Origin of the sequence: Parasalinivibrio latis (genome assembly GCF_036825535.1) — a bacterium.
Lineage (GTDB): Bacteria > Pseudomonadota > Gammaproteobacteria > Enterobacterales > Vibrionaceae > Parasalinivibrio > Parasalinivibrio latis.
On record NZ_CP098812.1, the window covers coordinates 2,432,923 to 2,453,679 of the forward strand.

Sequence of the window (20,757 nt, forward strand, 5' to 3'; positions counted from 1 at the left end):
TTCCCCTTTTTTTGAATTGCCACTTTTTGTACCTCAGCAAAGACTCTCTGCTGTATGGAAAACGGCAATCCTTTCCAGCATCTCAAGCGATAACCGGTGGGCATCTGCTGAATGCGCGGCACAGGCATCAATAACCAAGTGCGCTTGGTAATCCCGGTCATGGGCATCGCGCACTGCGCTTTGAATTGCCCAACTGGTGCTCACACCACAGAAATACACTTCTTCCACACGATTCGCCCTTAAAACCGAATCAAGTGTCGTGTTGTAGAAAGGGTTAACCCGCGGTTTAACGACCAGCAGATCATCTATTCGGTAGTCCAAGTCTTTATGGAAATCCGTCCCCCAACCGCCAAGGTCCAACGCTCCGAATTCCGCCGCCTTGCCGAAAATAGCCGACTGTTTTGGCTGGTCCGCATAGCTGGAGTGAAACCCAACTTTTACAAAAATAACCGGGTGTCGGTTTTTCCGCGCCCACTGGATGGCAGTATTTGCCTTTGCAATAACCCCCTGGTTTGCAACCATGGCGGCACAGCTTGGGATTTTGCCCTGAGGGTCAACAATATCGTTGATAAAATCGATAACAACGAGTGCTTTTTTCATGGTAACGCTCGCCTTGGTAGATATAGCAGGGCGATGAGTATAATCCCCGCAGAAGGTTACACAAAATCGCCTCCTCAATGACAATCCACTATCCATTTACATCATGGATTTTGATTGCGTCCACCAAAGCCTCCAGATAAGTCTCCAGCACCAAATTGGCACGCCCTCCCTTGCGGGTAATCGCACTGAATTGTGTGGTGTATTGGTATTGCTCCGGTACCAGGGGTTTCATACGACCGTCAATTACCCAAAGGTCTGCAAAGTGGTCAGGCAGATAGCCAATATACTTCCCGGTCAGAATTAAAAAGGCGACCCCCTCCCGGTCAGTAGCCGTTGCGGTGCCATTCAGCCTTGCGTGAATTGCTTTAGTCTCTGCGGTTTGGGCGTAAGCTGGAACTACCGCGTCCTGCTGTTCAATGGTATCCGCACTCAGGTTTGTTTGTTCAAAAAGCGGGTGGTTCTGGCTGCAATATAACCGGGATTGCTCTTCATAAAGCGGCAGGTATTCAAGCCCAGCCAGCGGACGCAGTGTTGGGATAACCCCGATGTGTAACCGGCCATCCAGGACCGCCAGTTCAATCTCATTGGGCGGAATCATCCGGATATTGATAGTCACATCCGGCCCCTGCTCCTTCAACTGCGCCAGCGCATTGGTAATTTGCATATGGGGCATGGTGACCAGCGTATCGGTTATACCGATATTCAGCTCGCCTTTCAGTCTGTCATGCAACGCATTCACCTGGGTACGGAAGCTCTCCAAAGAAGAGAGCAGTTGCAGGCTGTATTCGTAAACCTGCCTCCCTTCTTCCGTTAGTGAAAATCCGGAACGGCCGCGCTGGCAAAGACGCAACCCCAGCCGGGTTTCAAGATCCGACATCGCGATGCTGATAGCTGCTCGGCTGATATTCAACTCTACTTCTGCGGCAGAAAACCCGCCACACTCCACAACTTTCCGGTAGATCCTCAGAAGCCGAAGTTCCGCATCACTTACCAGCCCCTTAAATTCTTTTTTCTTGACCATCCCCGGCTCCGGCGCTCTTTAACGCCCTTCTAATATGTTAAGTAATGAGTTAACTGAATGTTAATAAATTGAGATTTATCTAAACTAATTATTCAAGCAAAGTGTGTCAACAGAAGAGGGAAGCAGCATTGCGCTTTCTTATACACAACAATAACAATCATGTTCACTGCAGGAGCGCCTATGAACCACGATGGAATGACATCTCTGGACGCGATGGAACCCGGTTATTTGGATTCCCACTGGATGCCGTTTACAGGCAACCGTGAGTTCAAAAAGAACCCCCGCATCATTGTTGGAGCGGAAGGCAATTACTATCAGGACATTGAAGGGCGCAAAATTTTTGACGGCCTTTCCGGCTTGTGGACCTGTGGTGCTGGCCACAGCCGGCCGGAAATTGCAGAAGCGGTCAGCCAGCAGATAAGGCAACTCGACTATTCCCCTGCGTTCCAGTTTGGGCACCCTAAAGCATTCGAATTGGCGAACCGGATTACCGAATTGACCCCTCCTTCACTCAACCGGGTCTTTTTTACCGGCTCCGGTTCTGAATCTGTCGAAACTGCGCTGAAAATCGCACGCGGTTATTGGCGCAAGAAGGGACTCTCCACCAAAACTAAACTGATTGGCCGAGCCCGTGGTTACCACGGGGTCAACTTTGGTGGGATCAGTGTTGGCGGTATTGGGCCTAACCGGGCTTTATTCGGTCAGGCCGTCGAAGCTGACCACCTCCGCCACACGGCCCTGAAAGAAAACCTGTTCTCAAAAGGCCAGCCGGAACACGGAGCCTGGCTGGCAGACGATATCGAAGACATGGTCGCCCTGCACGATGCCTCCAACATCGCAGCAGTTATTGTCGAACCATTGGCAGGTTCAACCGGTGTACTGCCACCGCCACAAGGCTACCTGCAGCGACTCCGGGAACTTTGCACCAAACACAATATCCTGCTGATTTTCGATGAAGTGATTACCGCATTTGGCCGGATGGGTGCCAAAACCGGAGCAGAGGCGTTCGGCGTGGTGCCGGACATAATGACCACCGCCAAACAGCTGACTAATGGCGCAATTCCCATGGGGGCCGTCATTGCACGGCAGGATATTCACGACACCTTTATGGAAGGCGGCGGCGCGGATTACATGCTTGAATTCCCGCACGGCTATACTTATTCGGCCCACCCCGTTGCTTGTGCAGCTGCACTGGCATCGTTGGATGTCATTAAAAACGACGGCCTGATTAGCCGGGTAAATGCGCTTGCACCGGCATTCGAAGAGCGCCTGCACAGCCTGAAAGGCACCAAATATATTGCGGATATCCGTAACTTTGGCCTTGCGGGTGGACTGACCATCGAAGCCAGCCCCGGTGAGCCGGCACTCAGACCATTCCAGATTGCGATGAGCATGTGGGAAAAAGGGTTTTATGTCCGCTATGGTGGCGACACCATCCAGCTGGGTCTGCCATTTACTGTCGAACTGGAAGAGATCGACAGCCTGATTAACGCGCTGGGCGATTCGATTAACGAATTGGCCTGAACAAAAAGAGAAAAGGAGTGATCTATGCCCTTAGTTGGCCATCTGATTAACGGCGAAGCACGCACGGATGCAGAACGTACCCAGGATGTTTTCAACCCGTCCACTGGTGAAGTATCCAAGCAAGTGGCTCTCGCATCGAAAGCCACTGTTGAAGAAGCCATCGCTGCTGCACAGGCCGCCTACCCTGAATGGCGAAACACCCCGCCGCTCAAGCGTGCCCGCGTAATGTTCCGGTTTGTGGAATTACTTCAAGCCAATTCAGAAAAAATCTGCGAGATGATTGGCGAAGAGCACGGCAAGATCGTCCACGACGCGGCAGGGGAATTACAGCGCGGCCTTGAGAATGTCGAATATGCCTGTGGGGTGCCAGAACTCCTTAAAGGCGAGCACAGCAAAAATGTTGGCCCGAATATCGATTCGTGGAGCGAATTCCAGCCGCTTGGCGTTGTTGCGGGCATTACCCCATTTAACTTCCCGGTTATGGTTCCGCTGTGGATGTACCCAATGGCCATTGCCTGTGGTAACACCTTTGTCTTGAAACCGTCTGAACGCGACCCGAGCTCTACCTTGTTTATTGCCCAGTTGCTGGAAGAAGCCGGCTTGCCACCGGGTGTGCTGAACGTGGTTAACGGGGACAAGGAAGCGGTGGATACCCTGCTTACCGACAAGCGCGTCAAGGCGGTCAGTTTTGTTGGCTCAACGCCGATTGCTGAATACATATACACCACTGCCAATGCCAATGGCAAACGCTGCCAGGCGCTTGGTGGCGCGAAAAACCATGCCATCGTGATGCCGGATGCAGATATGGACAATGCAGTAAACCAACTGCTTGGCGCAGCATTCGGTTCATCCGGCGAACGCTGTATGGCACTTTCTGTGGCTGTTGCTGTGGGCGATGCCGCCGCGGATTCGCTGGTAAGCAAAATGAAAGACGCCATGCAGGGTCTCAAAGTCGGCGCGTTCTGCGACAAGGACAATGACTTCGGGCCGGTCATCACAAAATCCCATCAGGAAAAAGTGCTTGGCTATATCAACAGCGCGGAAGAACAAGGGGCAGAAGTGGTCGTTGACGGGCGTAACCCGCAGGTTGACGGTTATGCTGGCGGTTTCTTTGTCGGTGGTACCCTTATCGACCGGGTAACACCGGATATGGTCAGCTACCGCGAAGAGATCTTCGGCCCGGTTTTGCAGGTAGTGCGTGTTAACACCATGCAGGAAGCCATGGACTTAATCGACGATCACGAATACGGGAATGGTACCTGTATCTTCACCCGTGACGGCGAGGCAGCCCGCTACTTCTCTGACAATATCCAGGTGGGTATGGTCGGCATCAACGTTCCGCTCCCGGTACCTGTGGCCTACCACAGCTTCGGTGGCTGGAAACGCTCTCTGTTCGGAGATCTCCACGCCTATGGCCCAGATGCCGTGCGTTTCTACACCAAGCGTAAAACCATCACCCAACGCTGGCCCTCAGCCGGTGTGCGTGAAGGGGTACAGTTTTCGTTTCCTTCCTGAGGAACAACGTAGACTTCTCAAAAGCGCTGTCAGATGACGGCGCTTTTTTGTTTGTGTTTTCCTCTTTTCCCAATTGCCGCACCCGTCTCCTTTGCTAAAACAATCTCGTGATACAATTTAGGACTACCTCGAATATGATGATGAGCCGTAAGACATGGAGATCAAACTGCATTCAAATGCCAGTACCACGCCTCGAACACGTAAGTACATCAAGAATTCGGATAAATCTGATACTGAGCTCGCCAGTGAACTCAGTATCTCAATCGAGACGGTCAAGAAATGGCGTAACCGGAGTGATGTGTATGACAAGTCGCACCGCCCCAATGTGATCCACCGCCGTTTAAGCCCAGAGCAGGAGTGGTTGATTGTTTACCTGCGCTTCAGGCTGTCACTGTCGCTCGATGAGCTGCTGGAAGTATCACAGTTGCTGGTCAACCGTGACCTCTCACGTGCAGTGTTGAACCGCTGCCTGAAGAAGTACCAGGTACCAAGGATGGCAAAACCGGCCAGCACTTCATTTGGCAAGGTCATAGTCGACAAAGTGCCACTGCCGGATAGTGTTTCTTCAAAAGCAATCTGTCTTCTTGTATTCACAGAATGCTTCACTACACACATCAGTTTTGCGCTTGTCAGCGAGAAGTCGGAAAGCACCCGGTCACATTTGGTGGACTTCTTGAAATCCGTACTACCTTACTCTGTCAAAGAGATGGTGCTGCCGGATGACGAGTTCGTGATATCTCTTGCAACATCACTTGGTGTGCCTTGGTCGACGCATAAAGATGCTACCGCTTACTCACTGGACACCGAGGAACCCGCCGATTTCAACCAACCGATAGACAAATTTTTAAACGGCGAGTTCTATGATGCACGGCTTGGGTTGCCATCTGTTTTGCTTTGCTACGAAGATCTGCTGAATAAGCGGGTGTTGCGTAACCGATTGAAAAATATGGCACCACACGCTTACTGCAAGCAAATAGCCAAAGAAAAAAACACATAAAGAAAGAGGGGAGCAAATGCTCCCCTCTACTTTATTGCTTTGGTTTAGTTTTCTTTAAGCAGCTCTGCGAAGGTCAATAATTTCGCCGGCCAGATCCATCAGAAGTACCGCATTCATCAAGTGATCTTGTGCATGTACCATCACGATGTGCACAGGCAGTTTGCCCTCTCCCTCATCAAATTCAATCAGCTGGGTTTGAATATGGTGCGCTTCCTTCAGAGCCTCCTTGGCCTGACCCATCAAAGCATCAGCCGATTCGAAATTCCCTTGTTTGGCTTCACGCATGGCGTTCATCAGCATGCTGCGGCACTGGCCAGCCTGCACGATGAGCGTCATAACATATTCTTCGTATTTTTCTTTATCCATGACTGATTACGCCTCGATCAGGGTCAGAGCCTGGGAAAGGATCTTTTTGCCGTCAGTCATACCGTAATCCATCATATTGATCAGACTGATTGGACGGCCATGGCTTTGCGCGATACCCTGGAACTCAGCCAGCTTGTAGCTGATTTGTGGCGCCAGCAGGTAGCAGTCAAAGTCGGCAGCGCAATCATCAAAGTCCTGAGAACCCTTCGCTTCGATCTGCGCTTCAATACCCTGAGCCTGGGCAGCTTCTTGCATACGTTTTACAACCAGGCTGGTAGACATACCCATATCGCAGATCAGCAGAATTTTTTTCATTTTTGTACTCCTTAGTTATTCGATAGGTGCCGTAATTCGCGCCTGATATGCATCCAACCATTCCTGTGAAGCCGGTTTGTAGTGCGTTTCATTACCGATTCGCTCACAGACATAAATGGTTGCCGGATGCTTAGACGTCGCGACAGAAAATGAGAAGTTGTCGATATTGGTTGCAGCGCCAAAATCGCCATCTTTATTGATACAAACAACAGACAGGTCACCTGCCCGGCCGTAACGCGCCTTGAGTTTGGCTTCCAGGTCGGTAACCGTGGTGTCAGCAGCCTGCTGAGGGGTCATCCCCTCGCCCATACGGCGGACGATTTCGTAGCTGATACAGCCCTTCATCAAGTCTTCGCCCAAGCCGGTAGCTGTGGCTGCGCCAATATCGCTGTCGGCGTAGTAGCCAGAGCCGGAAACCGGGGAATCCCCCACACGGCCAGGGCGTTTCATAAACAGGCCGCTGGTTGAGGTACCCACGCAAATGTGGCCGTCCTGGTCAAGTGCAGCTATGCCAACCGTGTCGTGTCCGGTATACGGAGACAGCCCGCGGTAAAGCGTTTCCCTGCAGCGCTTTTCGTAGTGCTGCTGGGCACGCTCAGTAAGCATGGTTTTCTTTTCAAAGCCTTGTTCGAACGCCCACTGCTCCGCACCTTCTCCCACCATGAAGCTGTTAAAACGTTCACGGCTCAGCTTTTCGGCAACCAGGATGGGGTTAGCCACGTCCTTTACACTGGCCACTGCGCCCAGAGCCATGGTTGTGCCATGCATAAAGGCCGCATCAAGTTCCACCACCCCTTTCTCATTAGGCAGGCCGCCGTAACCCACACTTTTGTAATATGGGTAGTCTTCTACACGCTTTACTGAGGTCAACACTGCATCGCTTGCCGGTTTGCTGTCCTCCAGCATGTCAGCACCTTCGCTGATGCCGTCGAAAGCCATTCTCCAGGTAGCGATGATGCCCCAATTCTTGTTGTCCATGATTAAGCCTTAACTGGTTGCAGTTGAGCGTCTTCCTGTTTTTCCTCAGCAGGAACTTCAGTCGCCCGGTATTGTTTGTCGATGATGCGAAGGAATGGCAGGTAAATCATTGCACCGATGGCCAGGTTCACAATCTGCATGATTGCGCCGGAAATACTCGCTGTCACAATGAAGCCAGACAGAACCGGAGGCAGTGTCCAAGGGATGAATGCGCCTGTTGTGGTCGATACCAGGCCGATAGACATCGCAACGTATTGCAGGGTAACCAGAACCAGGGGAACCAGGTTGAACGGGATCAGCATGATTGGGTTCATGATGATTGGCAGGCCAAACAACACCGGTTCGTTGATGTTGAACACTGACGAGCCCGCAGCTAGCTTACCGACCTTCTTGATATGTTGTGAGCGAGCAAACATCAGGATAGCGATGATGAGAGATAAGGTCGCACCGGCACCCCCCATCCAGATGATGTCAAAAAACTGCTCGGTAACCACGTGCGGAGGTGCCATACCGTTGGCAACAGCAGTCAGGTTATCCTGTTGGTTTTCTGCCCAAATAGGACGCATGATACCGTTAACCATCGAACCACTGTTGATACCCACAGACCACAGCAAAGTGATAATCAGCGAAGTCATCAGCGCACCGAAGAATGAGGTACCCAGGGAACGGACAGGCGTCGCCAGAACTTCATAGATAAACTGGTGGATGGTTTCGTAACCGGTCGATGCAAATCCCAGGCGAATAGCCAACGCAAGACAGAGAACAGCCGTCGCAGGAACCAGTGCTGCAAAAGACTTTTCTACCGCAGGTGGTACGCCATCGGGCATTTTGATGGTGATACGTTTTTCGATAAACCAGCGGAAAATTTCAGTCCAAAGTAATGCGCCGATCATCGCAACAAACAAGCCTTTCGAGCCCAGCCACTCGGTTGGGATGACGGTGCCCACACCTTCTACGTGTGCAAACGGCGTTAATACCATAAACGCTGAAAGGGAAAGCACACCGGCTGAAATTTTGTCCACTTTGTAACGTTCTGCCAGACGGTAGGCAACCATGAACGCAATAAACAGGGACATGCCAGAGAAGATGACGGAGAACGGAATTTCAATGTTCGTACCCCAGTTCGGGCCGAAAACTGACGCCATAAACGCTTTATAACCGGCACTTGGGAATGAGCTGATAACCAACAGCACAGAACCCACGATAATAAATGGCATAAACGAGATATATGCATCTCGAATAGCACCTAAATGCCGCTGCTGGGCAACCTTACCGGCGATGGGCATCATCCGCCTTTCAATGAACTGCATTATCTTTTCCATAGAACCCTCAATCCAAGCAATCATGTGATACTTCATTTCGATGAGGGGAAAATACACTCCAAAACAGAGCGAAAATATAGGACCTGATCACAAACAATAGACTAAAGTATCACATGATTATGGAATAAATTCCGTAATGTGATCCCCTGTGCAAAAGCGATATTCACCAAATAAATGCAATTAAAATACACCCATAGCAATCATCTATTTATCATCACCCGTGTGCGTGAAGGTGATCAGCTTTCTACCCCTTCCAGAGAATAATTACAGACGATCGAAATTCAGTTCCTGTTGAAGAGGCTTTTTGTTTTCCGTTTATTCATCCAGAATAAGGACTCTATATTTGACAATGTATTTCAGGGGGACACCGGCAATGCCAAGTGAAAGTCTGAATACTCGAATACCAGCTTACAAAAAGGCTTTAGCCAGTGGTGATATACAGAGTACTTATCAAAGCCTTGTCGGCATTGTTCAGAATCTCAGAACTGAATTTCACAAGAAGTACAAAGGCGAATTTTCTGTAGCAAATGTACTGCATGGGTACATCGACGTTACTTATTTCTATCTCCAAAACGACTATTTAAAAAAACACAAGCTCAAATTCGCTATTGTACTTAATCATCCAGAGGCTCGTTTTGAGCTATGGTTGCTTGGCCAAACAAAGAATGTACAAACCGATTTCCGGGAAAAATTAAGAAATATAAAGTGGGTAAACCAAGACACTATGCCGGAATACTCAATTTTTGAAATTGTCATGCTTACCAACCCTGATTTTGACAACGCCAAAAACCTGTCAGATTCCATCCTTCGCACTTTTAGGAAACTATCTAAGGAAATCTTTAACGTACTCGAAGCCAACGAGTAATATCGCCAGCCCTTTTCCGTTGCCCCAAATGCTGACCCAAGCCTCTACAGACGTTGGGCCAGTTCCAGTTTCAATTAGTGGTCCAGGTAAAGGTAGTTCTGCCAGCTTTTCATTCGAATCAGAACCTTGCGCATGACAGATACGTGAGCAAAGCTATCAGAATACACGGCAACTTCTACCGCTGTTCCTAACGGTAAATTGAATACGGTAAGGTCATCAGACACGATAAGTTTTACAAAGACTCTTCCGCTTGAAAGCAACGACGTAGTGCCCTGCAACGAACCTCTAGCCTGAAATTGACTTTCACCGATAGCCGGGAGGACTTCTACCACGGAGCCCTTAAACACCTTGCCCGGCAGTGCCTTAAATATAAATTCTGCATCGAAACCCGGTTGAAGCCGTTGAAGTGAGTTTTGCCTGAATGCACCCACATAGAAAATCTGTTCTGTATGGATAAAAGTCATAACGGGGGACAGTGGCAACGGGACGGCCATCACCCCCGGACGCAGGGCAACCTGAGTAACAAAACCATCCGTTGGAGCCCTGACCACCGTTTGCTCCAGATCGAATTCAGCCTTACGCAAATCCTCAATCATCTGGGCCACTGTGGTATTGGTACCGCCAATTTCGGAATCCAAGGCGGCTTGTGTACTTTCCAATCTAGCCGTAGTCGACTTAACGATCGCTTCTGCAGCTTTAAATGTTTGCCTGCGGGAATCCAGCTGTTGCTCTGTAAAAGCACCTCTATCGTAGCCCTGTTGATAGCGGTCATACTCACGTTTCGCTTTGTCTCGATCAGCAATGGCTTTTTCCCTTGCTGCAATTGCTTCTTGATAGTCGAATTCCAGGCCAAGCGCAGCCTGGCTGGCTTCCTTGATTTTGGCTTCGAGTTTTGCAACCTCTGCTTCATAAGGTGTAGGGTCAATTCTAAATAAGACATCCCCTTCCACGAGCGGCGTATTGGGCTCAACCGGAACGTCGATTACCCTCCCCCGAACACCGGAAACAATCGGTGTGCTTGAATAAACCTGGCTGCCAACCTGGGTAAATGGATGGTTATAGTTCATCACGAGAATGAGGGTACCAATCAGCACAATACCTCCCAATACAGCCGTGGGTACCGTCCATTTATTAAGAGGAATATTGAAGATTTTAAAAATAGTAATACAAACCGCAGCATAGGTAAGAATTAAGAGTAAATCCATTACTTACCCTCCCCGTCGCGATTGACGCTTTGGGTTGACACACCTTTGGAACCCAACCCCGACTTCAATTTTTCCATATCTTCCTGGAGGCGGGTAACCTGATCTATCAATATATCGACGCGGTGATGGATATCGTGCTGTTCTTCCTCAAGCTTTTGAAATCCCCAACCACGCTCTTTCCGCCACAAGGTTGCCCATATCCAAAGAAATGGCCAGATAGCATGAAGGGTAAATAGGCTGACCCATCCGGCATAGTGGATAGCATCCTGGTGCGGGTGTTCGCGCTCTTTGGCAATTTCATATGGAATATCATGAATGACGATGACACCGTAAAAAATCACTAACGCAACAAAAATCAGCAAACCTAACGCGAAGTAATCCAAAAACATAAAACGTCCTTATTGTGCTCGCTATTATTCATAATCAATATAGCCATGTAACACAGATATCCCCCTGAAAAATGCGGTTTTTCTCAAAGCAGAGCCTGTTTAATCCACTCTCTATTTAAATTACGCAAAAACAACCTGTTAGGTGACTCACAGACCCTGAACACGACCCGTGTTAACGTAGATAGCGGTAAGTTATTTGATGAAATTTGGGGTTCGGTTAACCCAAGAGCGATAGCGAACAAACCTACCCCGCTATCCACGGCTTTTTTTGGAGATATACCGTGAGTGTTTTTGACAAGCTGCACAGCCAGGAAGTGTACTTTTGCGATGACGAAGAATTGGTTGCCGAGCAGGTGAAATGTCTCGATCTCCTCTACGACTTCAACCAGACCCGCCCAATCGAGATGGCGAAGCGCAATGAGATACTAAGCCGCCTGCTGGCTGAAGTGGGAAAAGATTGCTACATCGAGCCTCCCCTTCGCGCCAACTGGGGCAGACACACCCACCTTGGCAAAGGTGTTTACGCCAACTTTAACCTGACGTTGGTTGACGACACCCATATCTATATCGGTGACCATGTGATGATCGGACCCAATGTGACGCTCGCCACCGCCGGGCACCCCATTGAGCCAGGACTGAGAAGGAAAGTTGCCCAATTTAACATCCCGATTCACATCGGCAATAACGTCTGGATTGGTGCCAACTCGGTTGTATTACCCGGTGTCACCATAGGCGATAACTCCGTCATCGGTGCCGGAAGTGTGGTAACCAAAGATATCCCTGCCAACATGGTCGCCATCGGCAACCCTTGCCGGGTATTGCGGGAAATTGGGGAAAAGGACAGAGAGTTTTATTTTCGGGAAAGGCGGTTTTCAGAAGAGTTGTTGAAGTCTTTTTAGGTTAAACACTGTCATTCCGTCGAAGGCGTGGCAGTATTCTAATTCAATGAGCGGCAAGCTGGTGAAACACTGAAGGATTATCCTGAATTGTAGCAAGAACCTTCGCAGCTAACCCCGTAGGATTACGTCGCTTTTTTTCCCAGCTTTTAATCGTGTCAACACTCGTACCAAGGGCTTCAGCAAACTCCTTCTGGGATACATTTAATTGCGTCCGAATCGCCTTTACATCGGCAACCTGATAACGGGTTAAACGGGATGCGTCCTGCTTACCATGTTCAATATCGACGGCTTCATTCAGGGATGCTTTCAGATCTTCAAAAATACTCATCAGCTCTCTCCTTTCAGTTTGGCTGAGCGTCCTAACCAAAAATATGAAAAAACTGTTACCCAATTATTCGATGTAAACCTCAGTGCTTGAACAATCCATATAAAAAAGTACAACTTAGGTTTGACTTACCTCCTTATCAAACAATGATTAGTAGGCAAACATCGCCGTTATTATCAATTATGCCGAATCCCCGCCTTCCCTGGAAAACTAACAGAATGAACGGCATTCTTTGAATAATCAGTTTGTCCCTACTCACTCTTTTTAAGGCATAAAAAAGGCGCTGTCACAGCGCCTTACAATCATTCCCAATCTTAGCCATTCGCCTCAGCATCTTCCGCTTTGAGAACTTTGTGGCCCTCTTCGGTAACGCCCCGTTTCCAGTAGCTGCTGATATAGATATTTTCCCGGTCGACATTGCGCTCATTCCGAAAATAATCACGCAAAGTACGCATGGTGGAGAATTCGCTGGCGCTCCAGATAGAAACCATCCCCTCCTGCCAAGGCAGGGCTTTTACAGCGTCAGCTAATACGTCCTTATTTTCTGTCGCCACCACCCATGTCAGGGAAATCCCCTCCGGCGCATCCAGATCCTGAATGTCGTCAGCGCTTTGTACCTCGATAACCGCATACCCTTTTACTGAAACAGGGAGCTTTCGCAGTTTGCCGGTCAAAGCCGGTAAAGCTGTCATGTCTGCGCAAAGGAAAAACCAGTCCGCATCCGGGTTCAGGTTCTGGATCGTCCCTGGTCCGGCGATACCAATGGTGTCTCCGGCTTTGGTGGTGACGGCCCAGTTTGCGGCCATTCCTGCTCCTTCGATTTTTTCACCATGTTCCGTGTGGCGAACCATATCAATTTCAATCCGGCATTGCTCAGGGAAGAAACGGCGGATGGTGTAAGTACGCATCCGCGGGCGATCACCTTCCGGCAAAGCACTGATATCCGTTGTACCGGACGGGCTAAAAAGCAGTTTTACGTAACCGCTTTCACAGTCTTCCGGATAACTGCTAAAGCGCTCTGACTCCAACGTAATGCGTTGCATATTCGGTGTCACGGTTTCTGATTTCACCACGGTTGCGATAGCCGGGTTTGGACGTTTTTTCATGTTCACTCCCCGTAGAAAAGACAAATACGTTTGCCTTCCATTTCATGAACGGTAAACGGCGTTTCATAAATTGCCGTCAGCACGTCGCTTTGAATCACCTCCTCGACCGTTCCCTGAACCATCACTTTGCCTTTTTTCAGGGCGATGATGTTGTCAGAGAAGCAGGATGCGAAGTTAATATCATGGATCACAATGACCACAGCTTTCCCAAGCTCCCGGGCAAGGGTACGGATATTTGTCATGATCTGGCGCGCATGCTTTATATCCAGGTTATTCAGTGGTTCATCGAGGAACACGTAATCGGTGTCCTGGGCAATCACCATGGCGATAAAGGCAAGCTGACGCTGGCCGCCACTCAGTTTATCCAGGTAGTTGTGTTGGATAGCTTCCAGGTCGAGATAGCGAATTGCCCTGTCGATAATCACGTCATCTTCCTTGGTGAGCCGCCCACCACTGTGGGGAAAACGACCAAAGGAAACCAGTTCACGCACTGTAAACCGCATGGTGATGTTGTTGGACTGGCGCAATACAGCAAGTTTTTTGGCCAGTGTTTTGGTATCCCACTCCACCAGCTCTTTACTTTCTATCCACACCTCACCCTCATCACGGCTCAGAAGGCGGCAGGCCATAGACAGCAGGGTACTTTTCCCAGCACCGTTGGGGCCAATAATCGCAGTCACCTCCCCTTTTTTGAAAGAAGCCGACGCCTTGTCTACCACAGCAGTATTGCCAAACAGTTTGGTCAGGTTTTTTAGGGAAATCATGTATTGCCTTACTGAATCTTCTGACGCACCAGCAGGGAGAGGAAATACAGCCCACCGGCAAAATTAATGATCACGCTGAGCGTGGTTTCAAAGCTGAACAGGTTCTCCACCAGCCACTGCCCGCCCAGAATCATGCTGACAGACAGCAGGGACGAGGCGACCAGTAAGGTCCGGTGCCGGTAGGTGTTAAACAGCTCCCGGCTGAGGTTGGCAACCAACAGGCCAAAAAACAGGACCGGGCCAACAAGCGCGGTGGAAATGGCGATAAGGATGGCAGACAGAATCAGCACATTACGGGTCACTTTTTCCACCGGGACACCAAGACTCACAGCGTTATCCCTGTCCAGCCAGAACACATCCAGTACCCTGTGCATACGGAACATCAGCACACAGACCACCAATAATGGAATGGCGTTGTAATACACCAGTTCCCGGTTGATGTTGTTGAAGCTGGCAAACATATTTGCCTGCACAGTGGCGAAGTCGTTCGGGTCCATCAGCATGGTAAAAAACGAGGCGACATTGCTGAAAAGCTGGCCGAATATCACACCAAGAAGCAGCAGAACGAGAACATTCCCTCCCTGCCCCCGGAAATAAAAGCCGAACAACAACATGGAAAACACCACCATGACAACCACTGACAGGCCGAAGTTCAGCATCGGGTTGAGAACCGCAGCACTGGTGGCTCCAAGCAGCACCACCACTAATACCTGGGTAAGCAGATAAAGGGAGTCAAAGCCCATAATCCCCGGCGTCAGGATGCGGTTGTTGGTGATTGTCTGGAACGTCAGCGACGACTGGGCGATCGCGATACTCGCGAGCACCATCGCAAGCACTTTCGGTGTCCGTCGTGACAGGAAGTAGCGGTAGTTATCTGCATCCAGCCCGGCAAAAAGGAACAGGCCAGCCAGCACAATGGCCATCACGGCAAGAACATAAAGCTTAACGTTGTCAGACAGCGTAATTCGGTTAAGCATCCCGCTGCCCCCGCACAATCAGGTAGATAAAACCCGTCCCGCCGAGGATGCTGATAATCATGGAAATCGGCATTTCATAAGGGAAGATAATCAGACGCCCGGCGATATCACACGCGAGCACCAGCAAGGCACCGGCAATGGCAGTAATGGGGATATTGCGGCGCAGGTTGTCACCGTAAATCCGGCTGACAAGGTTCGGCACAATCAGGCCGAGAAACGGCAACTGTCCGACAATCATCACCACACTGGCAGACATCACCGAAACCAGCAGGACACCAATAAACACCACCTGCTGGTAATTCAACCCAAGGTTCAGCGCAAAGTCTCGGCCAAGGCCCACAGCAGAAATACGGGCAGCATATAGATAGCTCATGATCCCAACCGGAATCGCGATATAGAGCAGTTCAAAATCGCCTTCAAGAATGTTGGCAAAGTTCGCTACCGACCAGCCGGTCAGGTTTTGCAGCACGTCATATTTGTAGCCAATAAAAGACGCCATTGCCCCAACCACATTGCCAAAAACAATTCCCACCAGCGGGACAAACACCGCGTTCTTAAACTGGAGTTGATGGATAAAGCGAATAAACAGTAAGGTGCCGCCCATCGCACAGGCAAAGACAAGCCAAAGTTGATTCCCGTTTCCGAAAATAATCAGGCTAAGCACATACCCAAACATTGCGCACTCGATGGTGCCGGATGTCGACGGTGCGGCAAACCGGTTCTGGCTGAGCTGCTGCATGATAAGCCCGGCAATACTGAGCCCGGCACCGGCAAGCAAAATGGCGATAAGTCGTGGAAGTCGGCTGGTATACAGCAGAAAAAGCGCTTCGTTGTCACCGGCAATGATTTTTTGGGGAGTGACGTTTGCCACACCAACAAAAAGGGACGCAACACTCAGTGCGACAAGGAGGAAAAGTAACGTTCTCAAACAAAAACCTCGGCGTGAGAACCACGCGGGAAAACACCTCCGCAGTGACGGAGGTGGTATACCCAAACCACCTCTAAGTGCAGTTTTCAGCAAGAGTGGATTGGGTATATACCTTTAATTGATTAGTTGGCAGATACGCCGGAAACGTCGTTGATCATCTGGTCGGTCGCAGTCACACCCGCGATCGCCAGGTACCACGCATCCATATCCAGGAAGGCAATACGGTTTTGTTGGTAGGCCTTGGTGGTCTTAATCAGATCATTGGCAAACTCTGCTGCAGCTGTGCTGTTATCCGGGTTGAACAGGGCATCTTTATCCAGGACCAACAAGGTACTAGGGTTCTTCTCCCGGATAAATTCATAGGAAATCAGGTCACCGTGGGTTTTGGCCTTTACTGCCTGAACATTTTCCTTGAAGCCAAAATCACTGTAGATAACGGCAAATCGTGAACCGGGGCCAAAGGTTGAAATGTTGCCACCGGAGCTCATTACTGTCAGGGCATCATAGTCACTGGACTGGTTATTACTGCGGATTGCGCTGAATTTGGCATCTACATTGGTAATTTTTGCTTCAACCATGTCTTCAATTTCGAAGATTTTGCCGAGCATACGCCACTGCTTCTGGGTTTCAGGCCAGTAGCCTTTTTTGTTGTCGATGGCAAAAACAACAGTCGGGGCAATTTCAGAGAGCTCTTTATAAGATTCTGAAGCGCGTGGCCCGGTAATGATCAGATCCGGTTTCTGGGTGAAGATAGATTCAAAATCCGGCTCATGCAGGCTGCCGGAAGAGGCATAACCCTGAGTGTATTTTTTCAGGTAGTCAGGCGTTACGGCTGATGTAGAGACAGCAACCGGGTCGATACCAAAGTAATCCAGTGCATCCAGTGGGCCGATGCCCATAACCACCACACGCTGTGGCTTGGATTCCAGTTCAGTGGTGCCGAACATATGTTCAACGGTGACCGGCTTGGCCATCACCTGGCTGGATACGAGGGCGAGCAGTGCTGTCAGAAGCGTGGAGATACGCTTGGTGTTCGTCTTCATATGGCTACCATCTACTATCGTAACTAATAATAATTCTCAGTAAGATTCGTGAATGTAGCCGCCTGCCTTTGATCCATCAATACACGTTTACGTTATTTACATTTACAACTGACATGCCCCACAAAAAGGGGGCTGGAAATGGGAAAGTTGAGTGTTTCAGTCACCCTGAATAACCCCGGCGAATACCGTGTTTAAAGGCGATTGCCGGGGAGGGTTAGGCCGTCAGCCAAAGCAGAAATGTTGCTTACCCACTATGGTTCCCCGTTTGGAGAATGCAGCCTGATTTCCCTTCACCGGCGTGAAGTAAAAGAGCTCAGCCGGTAGAGCAGTTTCCAACGTGGCAACCGGAAGGGTTGGGAAGACTTCTAAGCTGCCCTCTACCAAGCGCGCCACCATGTCAGTTAGTGTCTGCTCACTATACATCCATGCCCGGTGCAAAACGGTAGTAAAGGTGTCCGTATTGCGCGGATGGACCTGACCAAGGCCAAAGCTGTCTGACGCAATATAGGTTTCCGGCTGGTTGAGCAGCCAATTTAAATCTTCCGGCAGGCAGAAATCACGCTGGTAGGTACCGCCACCGTTCAAATCCCGGCAGATCACTAACAATGCCTTTTCAATACACTCACCGATCTCTTCACTGATTTGGCCAAGCAACTTTCCGTTGTAAGCCGGGTTTTCACACACGATGGTGGTCAATGGCAGTTTTGGCGGCGGGTTCTGTTTCAGCCAACCGATGAATTCCGCTTCACTCTTTTCTTGCCAGAAGTCAGTGGTTGGGAAAAACGAGGTAATGGTGCTTGATGCAAAGGCAAACGGGTAGGTATCCCAGCTCAGCGGAAACGCGCTTTCCTGTTGCCAGTTCTTCAGTACCTCATAGCGTGCAGGGAATTGTCCCTCATGACTTGCCCCACCGAACTTCAGGTGGCTGATATGGCAGCGTGCACCTGTACCCTCATGCCAGGCCATCACTTCCTGGATACTTTCCAGTATTTTGTCTTTCTGGTCACGGACATGGTAGCTGCAGCAAACCGGCATCTTGCACAGCAACCCATTCATAAAGCGGTACAAACGCTCAGCCGGGAGGCTTTTTACCGGGTGGTAGTTAAGGCTGAGGCTAAACCCGTGGAAGCAACGGCTGGGATCAGCTTCGCCTTCCAGCGCGTTGTATTGCTCGAGCACCTGATCAATCCGGGTTTCGATGACTTCATCGCTGTCGAGCGGGAAGCTGTAAAGGAAGCTGTTCAGCCCGAAAAGCTGGTAGCGAGTAACCGGGCAGCCTGCATTCAAGCGGTTAAAAAAGCGGTGCCAGTCAGTATCCAACATCGCAATATCACCCAAGAACCCGGTATACCGGATGTAGTCTTCCTTCGGAATGGATGAATCATAAACCGGGTGGAATCCGCACAGCCCGCTAACTTGCCGGGTAACACCCTGACGGAGTGCATAGTCGCAGGAACGGGCATCACTGGCCGTGAAATCCGCATGGGTATGGATGTCGGTAATACCAGGAATGATGTACCCACCTTCAAGGTCTATACACACTCCTTCCATCCCTTCACTGTAACGGGCATGGTGACCGGCAATTTTTCCGTCCACCACACTAAAAGGCCCAGGTTGGGTAAACCGGCCATTTTGCCAGACTCTGGCATTCAAAAAGGTAAGCACTGATTGCGACATCATTTCCTCTACACGAAGATTCTGCAATGTGCCCAAGGTAGTGTGGTGGAATAAATCAGTGAAATGCCGTTAGTAGCGAGGTAATGCAAAAATTGCATCAGAGCATAGCGGTGATTTGAAAGTTTGGCCCTTGATAAATGCAAAACACCCCGGGCATGCCGGGGTGCTTGGGTTTTACTGAAAATCGTTATGCCTTGGCTTCTTCCAGGACAACGCTCTCTTCCGGTTGCTTGAGGAAAGCATACAGGAAGCCGGTCAGTAAAGTACCGGCAACAATTGCCAGCAGGTACAGCATCACCGGGTGAATAGCATTTGGAATCAGCAGTACGAACAGGCCACCGTGTGGAGCCATCAGCTTGGCGCCGAACAGCATAGACAGGGCTCCGGTCAGTGCTCCACCGGCCACACAGGATGGAATAACGCGCATTGGGTCACGGGCGGCGAATGGAATCGCACCTTCAGAGATAAAGCACGCACCCAGTACAAACGATGCCTTGCCCGCTTCACGCTCTGACGCTGAGAACTTACGGCGTGCCAGTACAGTTGCCAGACCCATACCCAGCGCTGGCACCATACCCGCAGCCATGACTGCGGCCATTGGGGCATAAGTTTGTGAAGCCAGCAGGCCAACACCGAAGGTGTATGCAACCTTGTTAACCGGGCCACCGAGGTCGAAACACATCATCGCACCCAGCAACAGGCCAAGCAGTACCGCGTTGGCAGAACCCATATTATTCAGGAACTGGGTAAGGGCTTCCATCAGGCCGGAAATCGGGCCACCGACGATGAAAATCATCACCAGGCCAGTCACCAGGCTGGCGATCAGCGGGATAACCAGAATCGGCTTCAGTGCTTGCATGGACGCAGGAAGCGGCACTTTCTCTGCAACAAACTTCGCGGTATAACCTGCCAGGAAACCGGCAATGATACCGCCGATAAAACCGGCACCGGTGGAACTTGCCAGCATACCGCCGATAAGGCCCGGTGCAAGTCCCGGACGGTCAGCGATAGAAAACGCAATGTAACCGGCCAGCACAGGTACCATCAGGGCAAAGGCGCTGCCACCACCTATGGTCATCAGGGCTTCAGCCAGCGTACCCGGCTGTTTAAATGCTTCGATACCGAACACGAATGACAGGGCAATGGAAAGACCGCCCGCTACCACCAGCGGAAGCATATGAGACACACCTGTCATCAGGTGTTTGTATACACCGGTACGTTCCTGCTTACCTTCAGAGCCTGAACCGGCTTTCGCGGAATGCTGGTAAACACTCGCTTCGTCAAAGGCTCGCTCATATTCCTGACGGGTTTTCTTCAGAGCCGCACCGGTACTGGTGCGGTACATTTTTTTGCCGTTGAAGCGGGACAGATCCACTTCGATGTCAGCCGCGATAAATACCAGGTCAGCCGCTGCAATCTCTTCATCAGTCAGCTGGTTTTTCGCACCTACTGACCCGCGGGTTTCAATTTTGACATCATATCCCAGCGCCTTGCCTTCCTCTTCCAGCGCCTCGGCAGCCATAAAGGTATGCGCCACGCCGGTTGGGCAAGCGGTGATACCGACAACTCGCTTCTTACCGAAAGAAGCCTGCTCTGCAACGGCAGCTTCTGCTGGTGCTTTAAATTCAGAGGCCGCATCAACCGCACCGGTCAGGAAAGCTTTCGGATCGGCGTAACAATCCGCTGGCTGGGCAAGGAACACACGTTTGCCGTTGAAGCGCGCCAGATCTTTTGCCGGGCCTACAACCACAACGGCATCAGCATCAACAATAGCGTCAGCCGAAACGGGGACGATTGGGGTGACACTGCTCTGGCATTCAAAGTTGGCCTTCCAACCCAGATCTGCAGCGGCTTTTTCAAGCACTCCCTTTGCCAGGATTGCGTTGGCAATCCCGCTCGGGCACGCGGTAACAATAACAGTTTTCATAGTTCGACCCTCGT

General features: G+C 50.4%; 21 protein-coding genes. 5 read left to right on the forward strand and 16 right to left on the reverse strand.

Annotated elements, in window-relative coordinates:
• Positions 1–33 precede the first annotated feature (33 nt).
• Together NF212_RS11185 and NF212_RS11190 are read right to left on the reverse strand one after the other, a co-directional pair.
• A complete protein-coding gene (locus NF212_RS11185) occupies positions 34–600 on the reverse strand; it encodes a cysteine hydrolase (RefSeq protein ID WP_434355606.1) in 567 nt (188 codons plus the stop codon).
• A gap of 88 nt (positions 601–688) precedes the next feature.
• Entirely contained in the window at positions 689–1,621 is a 933-nt protein-coding gene (locus NF212_RS11190; protein ID WP_434355608.1) for a LysR family transcriptional regulator, read from the reverse strand.
• A 180-nt stretch (positions 1,622–1,801) separates the two neighbouring features.
• On the opposite strand from NF212_RS11190, the gene NF212_RS11195 reads away from it, so the two are divergent.
• From NF212_RS11195 to NF212_RS11205, 3 genes are all read left to right on the forward strand, one after another.
• The gene (locus NF212_RS11195) at positions 1,802–3,145 is read left to right on the forward strand and encodes an aspartate aminotransferase family protein (protein WP_434355610.1); all 1,344 of its coding nucleotides are present in this window, start codon (positions 1,802–1,804) and stop codon (positions 3,143–3,145) included.
• 24 nt (positions 3,146–3,169) lie between these two features.
• The gene (locus tag NF212_RS11200; protein ID WP_434355612.1) at positions 3,170–4,660 is read left to right on the forward strand and encodes a CoA-acylating methylmalonate-semialdehyde dehydrogenase; all 1,491 of its coding nucleotides are present in this window, start codon (positions 3,170–3,172) and stop codon (positions 4,658–4,660) included.
• Positions 4,661–4,814: 154 nt separating this feature from the next.
• Entirely contained in the window at positions 4,815–5,657 is an 843-nt protein-coding gene (locus tag NF212_RS11205; RefSeq protein WP_434355614.1) for a hypothetical protein, read from the forward strand.
• 54 nt (positions 5,658–5,711) lie between these two features.
• Here the strand turns inward: NF212_RS11205 and NF212_RS11210 are convergent, their stop codons facing one another.
• The 4 genes from NF212_RS11210 to celB are packed head-to-tail and all read right to left on the reverse strand — an operon-like array spanning position 5,712 to position 8,626.
• Complete coding sequence (locus tag NF212_RS11210; RefSeq protein ID WP_434355616.1) at positions 5,712–6,023, reverse strand: PTS lactose/cellobiose transporter subunit IIA; 312 nt, start codon at positions 6,021–6,023, stop codon at positions 5,712–5,714.
• A gap of 6 nt (positions 6,024–6,029) precedes the next feature.
• The gene (locus NF212_RS11215; RefSeq protein ID WP_434355618.1) at positions 6,030–6,338 is read right to left on the reverse strand and encodes a PTS sugar transporter subunit IIB; all 309 of its coding nucleotides are present in this window, start codon (positions 6,336–6,338) and stop codon (positions 6,030–6,032) included.
• Positions 6,339–6,353: 15 nt separating this feature from the next.
• Positions 6,354–7,316 (reverse strand): N(4)-(beta-N-acetylglucosaminyl)-L-asparaginase, encoded by a 963-nt coding sequence (locus tag NF212_RS11220; RefSeq protein ID WP_434355620.1) that lies wholly within the window; start codon positions 7,314–7,316, stop codon positions 6,354–6,356.
• Between the two features lie 2 nt (positions 7,317–7,318).
• Positions 7,319–8,626, reverse strand: coding sequence for a PTS cellobiose transporter subunit IIC (gene celB, locus NF212_RS11225; RefSeq protein ID WP_434355622.1), 1,308 nt, complete (start codon positions 8,624–8,626; stop codon positions 7,319–7,321).
• A 385-nt stretch (positions 8,627–9,011) separates the two neighbouring features.
• Between celB and NF212_RS11230 the strand changes: the two genes are divergently transcribed.
• Positions 9,012–9,503: a DUF7000 family protein gene (locus NF212_RS11230; protein WP_434355624.1), complete on the forward strand. Its 492-nt coding sequence runs from the start codon at positions 9,012–9,014 to the stop codon at positions 9,501–9,503.
• Between the two features lie 74 nt (positions 9,504–9,577).
• Here NF212_RS11230 and NF212_RS11235 read toward each other — a convergent pair whose 3' ends face one another.
• Both NF212_RS11235 and NF212_RS11240 read right to left on the reverse strand, forming a co-directional pair.
• Positions 9,578–10,708, reverse strand: coding sequence for an HlyD family secretion protein (locus tag NF212_RS11235; protein ID WP_434355626.1), 1,131 nt, complete (start codon positions 10,706–10,708; stop codon positions 9,578–9,580).
• On the reverse strand, positions 10,708–11,097 hold the full coding sequence (locus NF212_RS11240; RefSeq protein ID WP_434355628.1) for a DUF3302 domain-containing protein: 390 nt from the start codon (positions 11,095–11,097) through the stop codon (positions 10,708–10,710). Before NF212_RS11240 ends, NF212_RS11235 begins: the two co-directional genes overlap by 1 nt.
• 281 nt (positions 11,098–11,378) lie before the next feature.
• Between NF212_RS11240 and NF212_RS11245 the strand changes: the two genes are divergently transcribed.
• Positions 11,379–11,996 (forward strand): sugar O-acetyltransferase, encoded by a 618-nt coding sequence (locus tag NF212_RS11245; RefSeq protein ID WP_434355630.1) that lies wholly within the window; start codon positions 11,379–11,381, stop codon positions 11,994–11,996.
• Positions 11,997–12,039: 43 nt separating this feature from the next.
• Here NF212_RS11245 and nadS read toward each other — a convergent pair whose 3' ends face one another.
• From nadS to fruA, 8 genes are all read right to left on the reverse strand, one after another.
• A complete protein-coding gene (nadS, locus tag NF212_RS11250; protein ID WP_434355632.1) occupies positions 12,040–12,324 on the reverse strand; it encodes a NadS family protein in 285 nt (94 codons plus the stop codon).
• A gap of 311 nt (positions 12,325–12,635) precedes the next feature.
• The gene (locus tag NF212_RS11255; RefSeq protein WP_434355634.1) at positions 12,636–13,427 is read right to left on the reverse strand and encodes a siderophore-interacting protein; all 792 of its coding nucleotides are present in this window, start codon (positions 13,425–13,427) and stop codon (positions 12,636–12,638) included.
• Positions 13,428–13,429: 2 nt separating this feature from the next.
• Positions 13,430–14,191, reverse strand: coding sequence for an iron chelate ABC transporter ATP-binding protein VctC (vctC, locus tag NF212_RS11260; protein WP_434355636.1), 762 nt, complete (start codon positions 14,189–14,191; stop codon positions 13,430–13,432).
• A gap of 8 nt (positions 14,192–14,199) precedes the next feature.
• On the reverse strand, positions 14,200–15,150 hold the full coding sequence (locus tag NF212_RS11265) for an iron chelate uptake ABC transporter family permease subunit (protein ID WP_434360872.1): 951 nt from the start codon (positions 15,148–15,150) through the stop codon (positions 14,200–14,202).
• Positions 15,151–15,160: 10 nt separating this feature from the next.
• Complete coding sequence (locus tag NF212_RS11270) at positions 15,161–16,096, reverse strand: ABC transporter permease (RefSeq protein WP_434355638.1); 936 nt, start codon at positions 16,094–16,096, stop codon at positions 15,161–15,163.
• A 122-nt stretch (positions 16,097–16,218) separates the two neighbouring features.
• Positions 16,219–17,139, reverse strand: a complete 921-nt coding sequence (locus tag NF212_RS11275) for a siderophore ABC transporter substrate-binding protein (protein WP_434355640.1) — start codon at positions 17,137–17,139, stop codon at positions 16,219–16,221.
• Between the two features lie 222 nt (positions 17,140–17,361).
• Positions 17,362–18,819 (reverse strand): hypothetical protein, encoded by a 1,458-nt coding sequence (locus tag NF212_RS11280; protein WP_434355642.1) that lies wholly within the window; start codon positions 18,817–18,819, stop codon positions 17,362–17,364.
• 184 nt (positions 18,820–19,003) lie between these two features.
• Positions 19,004–20,743: a PTS fructose transporter subunit IIBC gene (gene fruA, locus NF212_RS11285; protein ID WP_434355644.1), complete on the reverse strand. Its 1,740-nt coding sequence runs from the start codon at positions 20,741–20,743 to the stop codon at positions 19,004–19,006.
• Positions 20,744–20,757 lie beyond the last annotated feature (14 nt).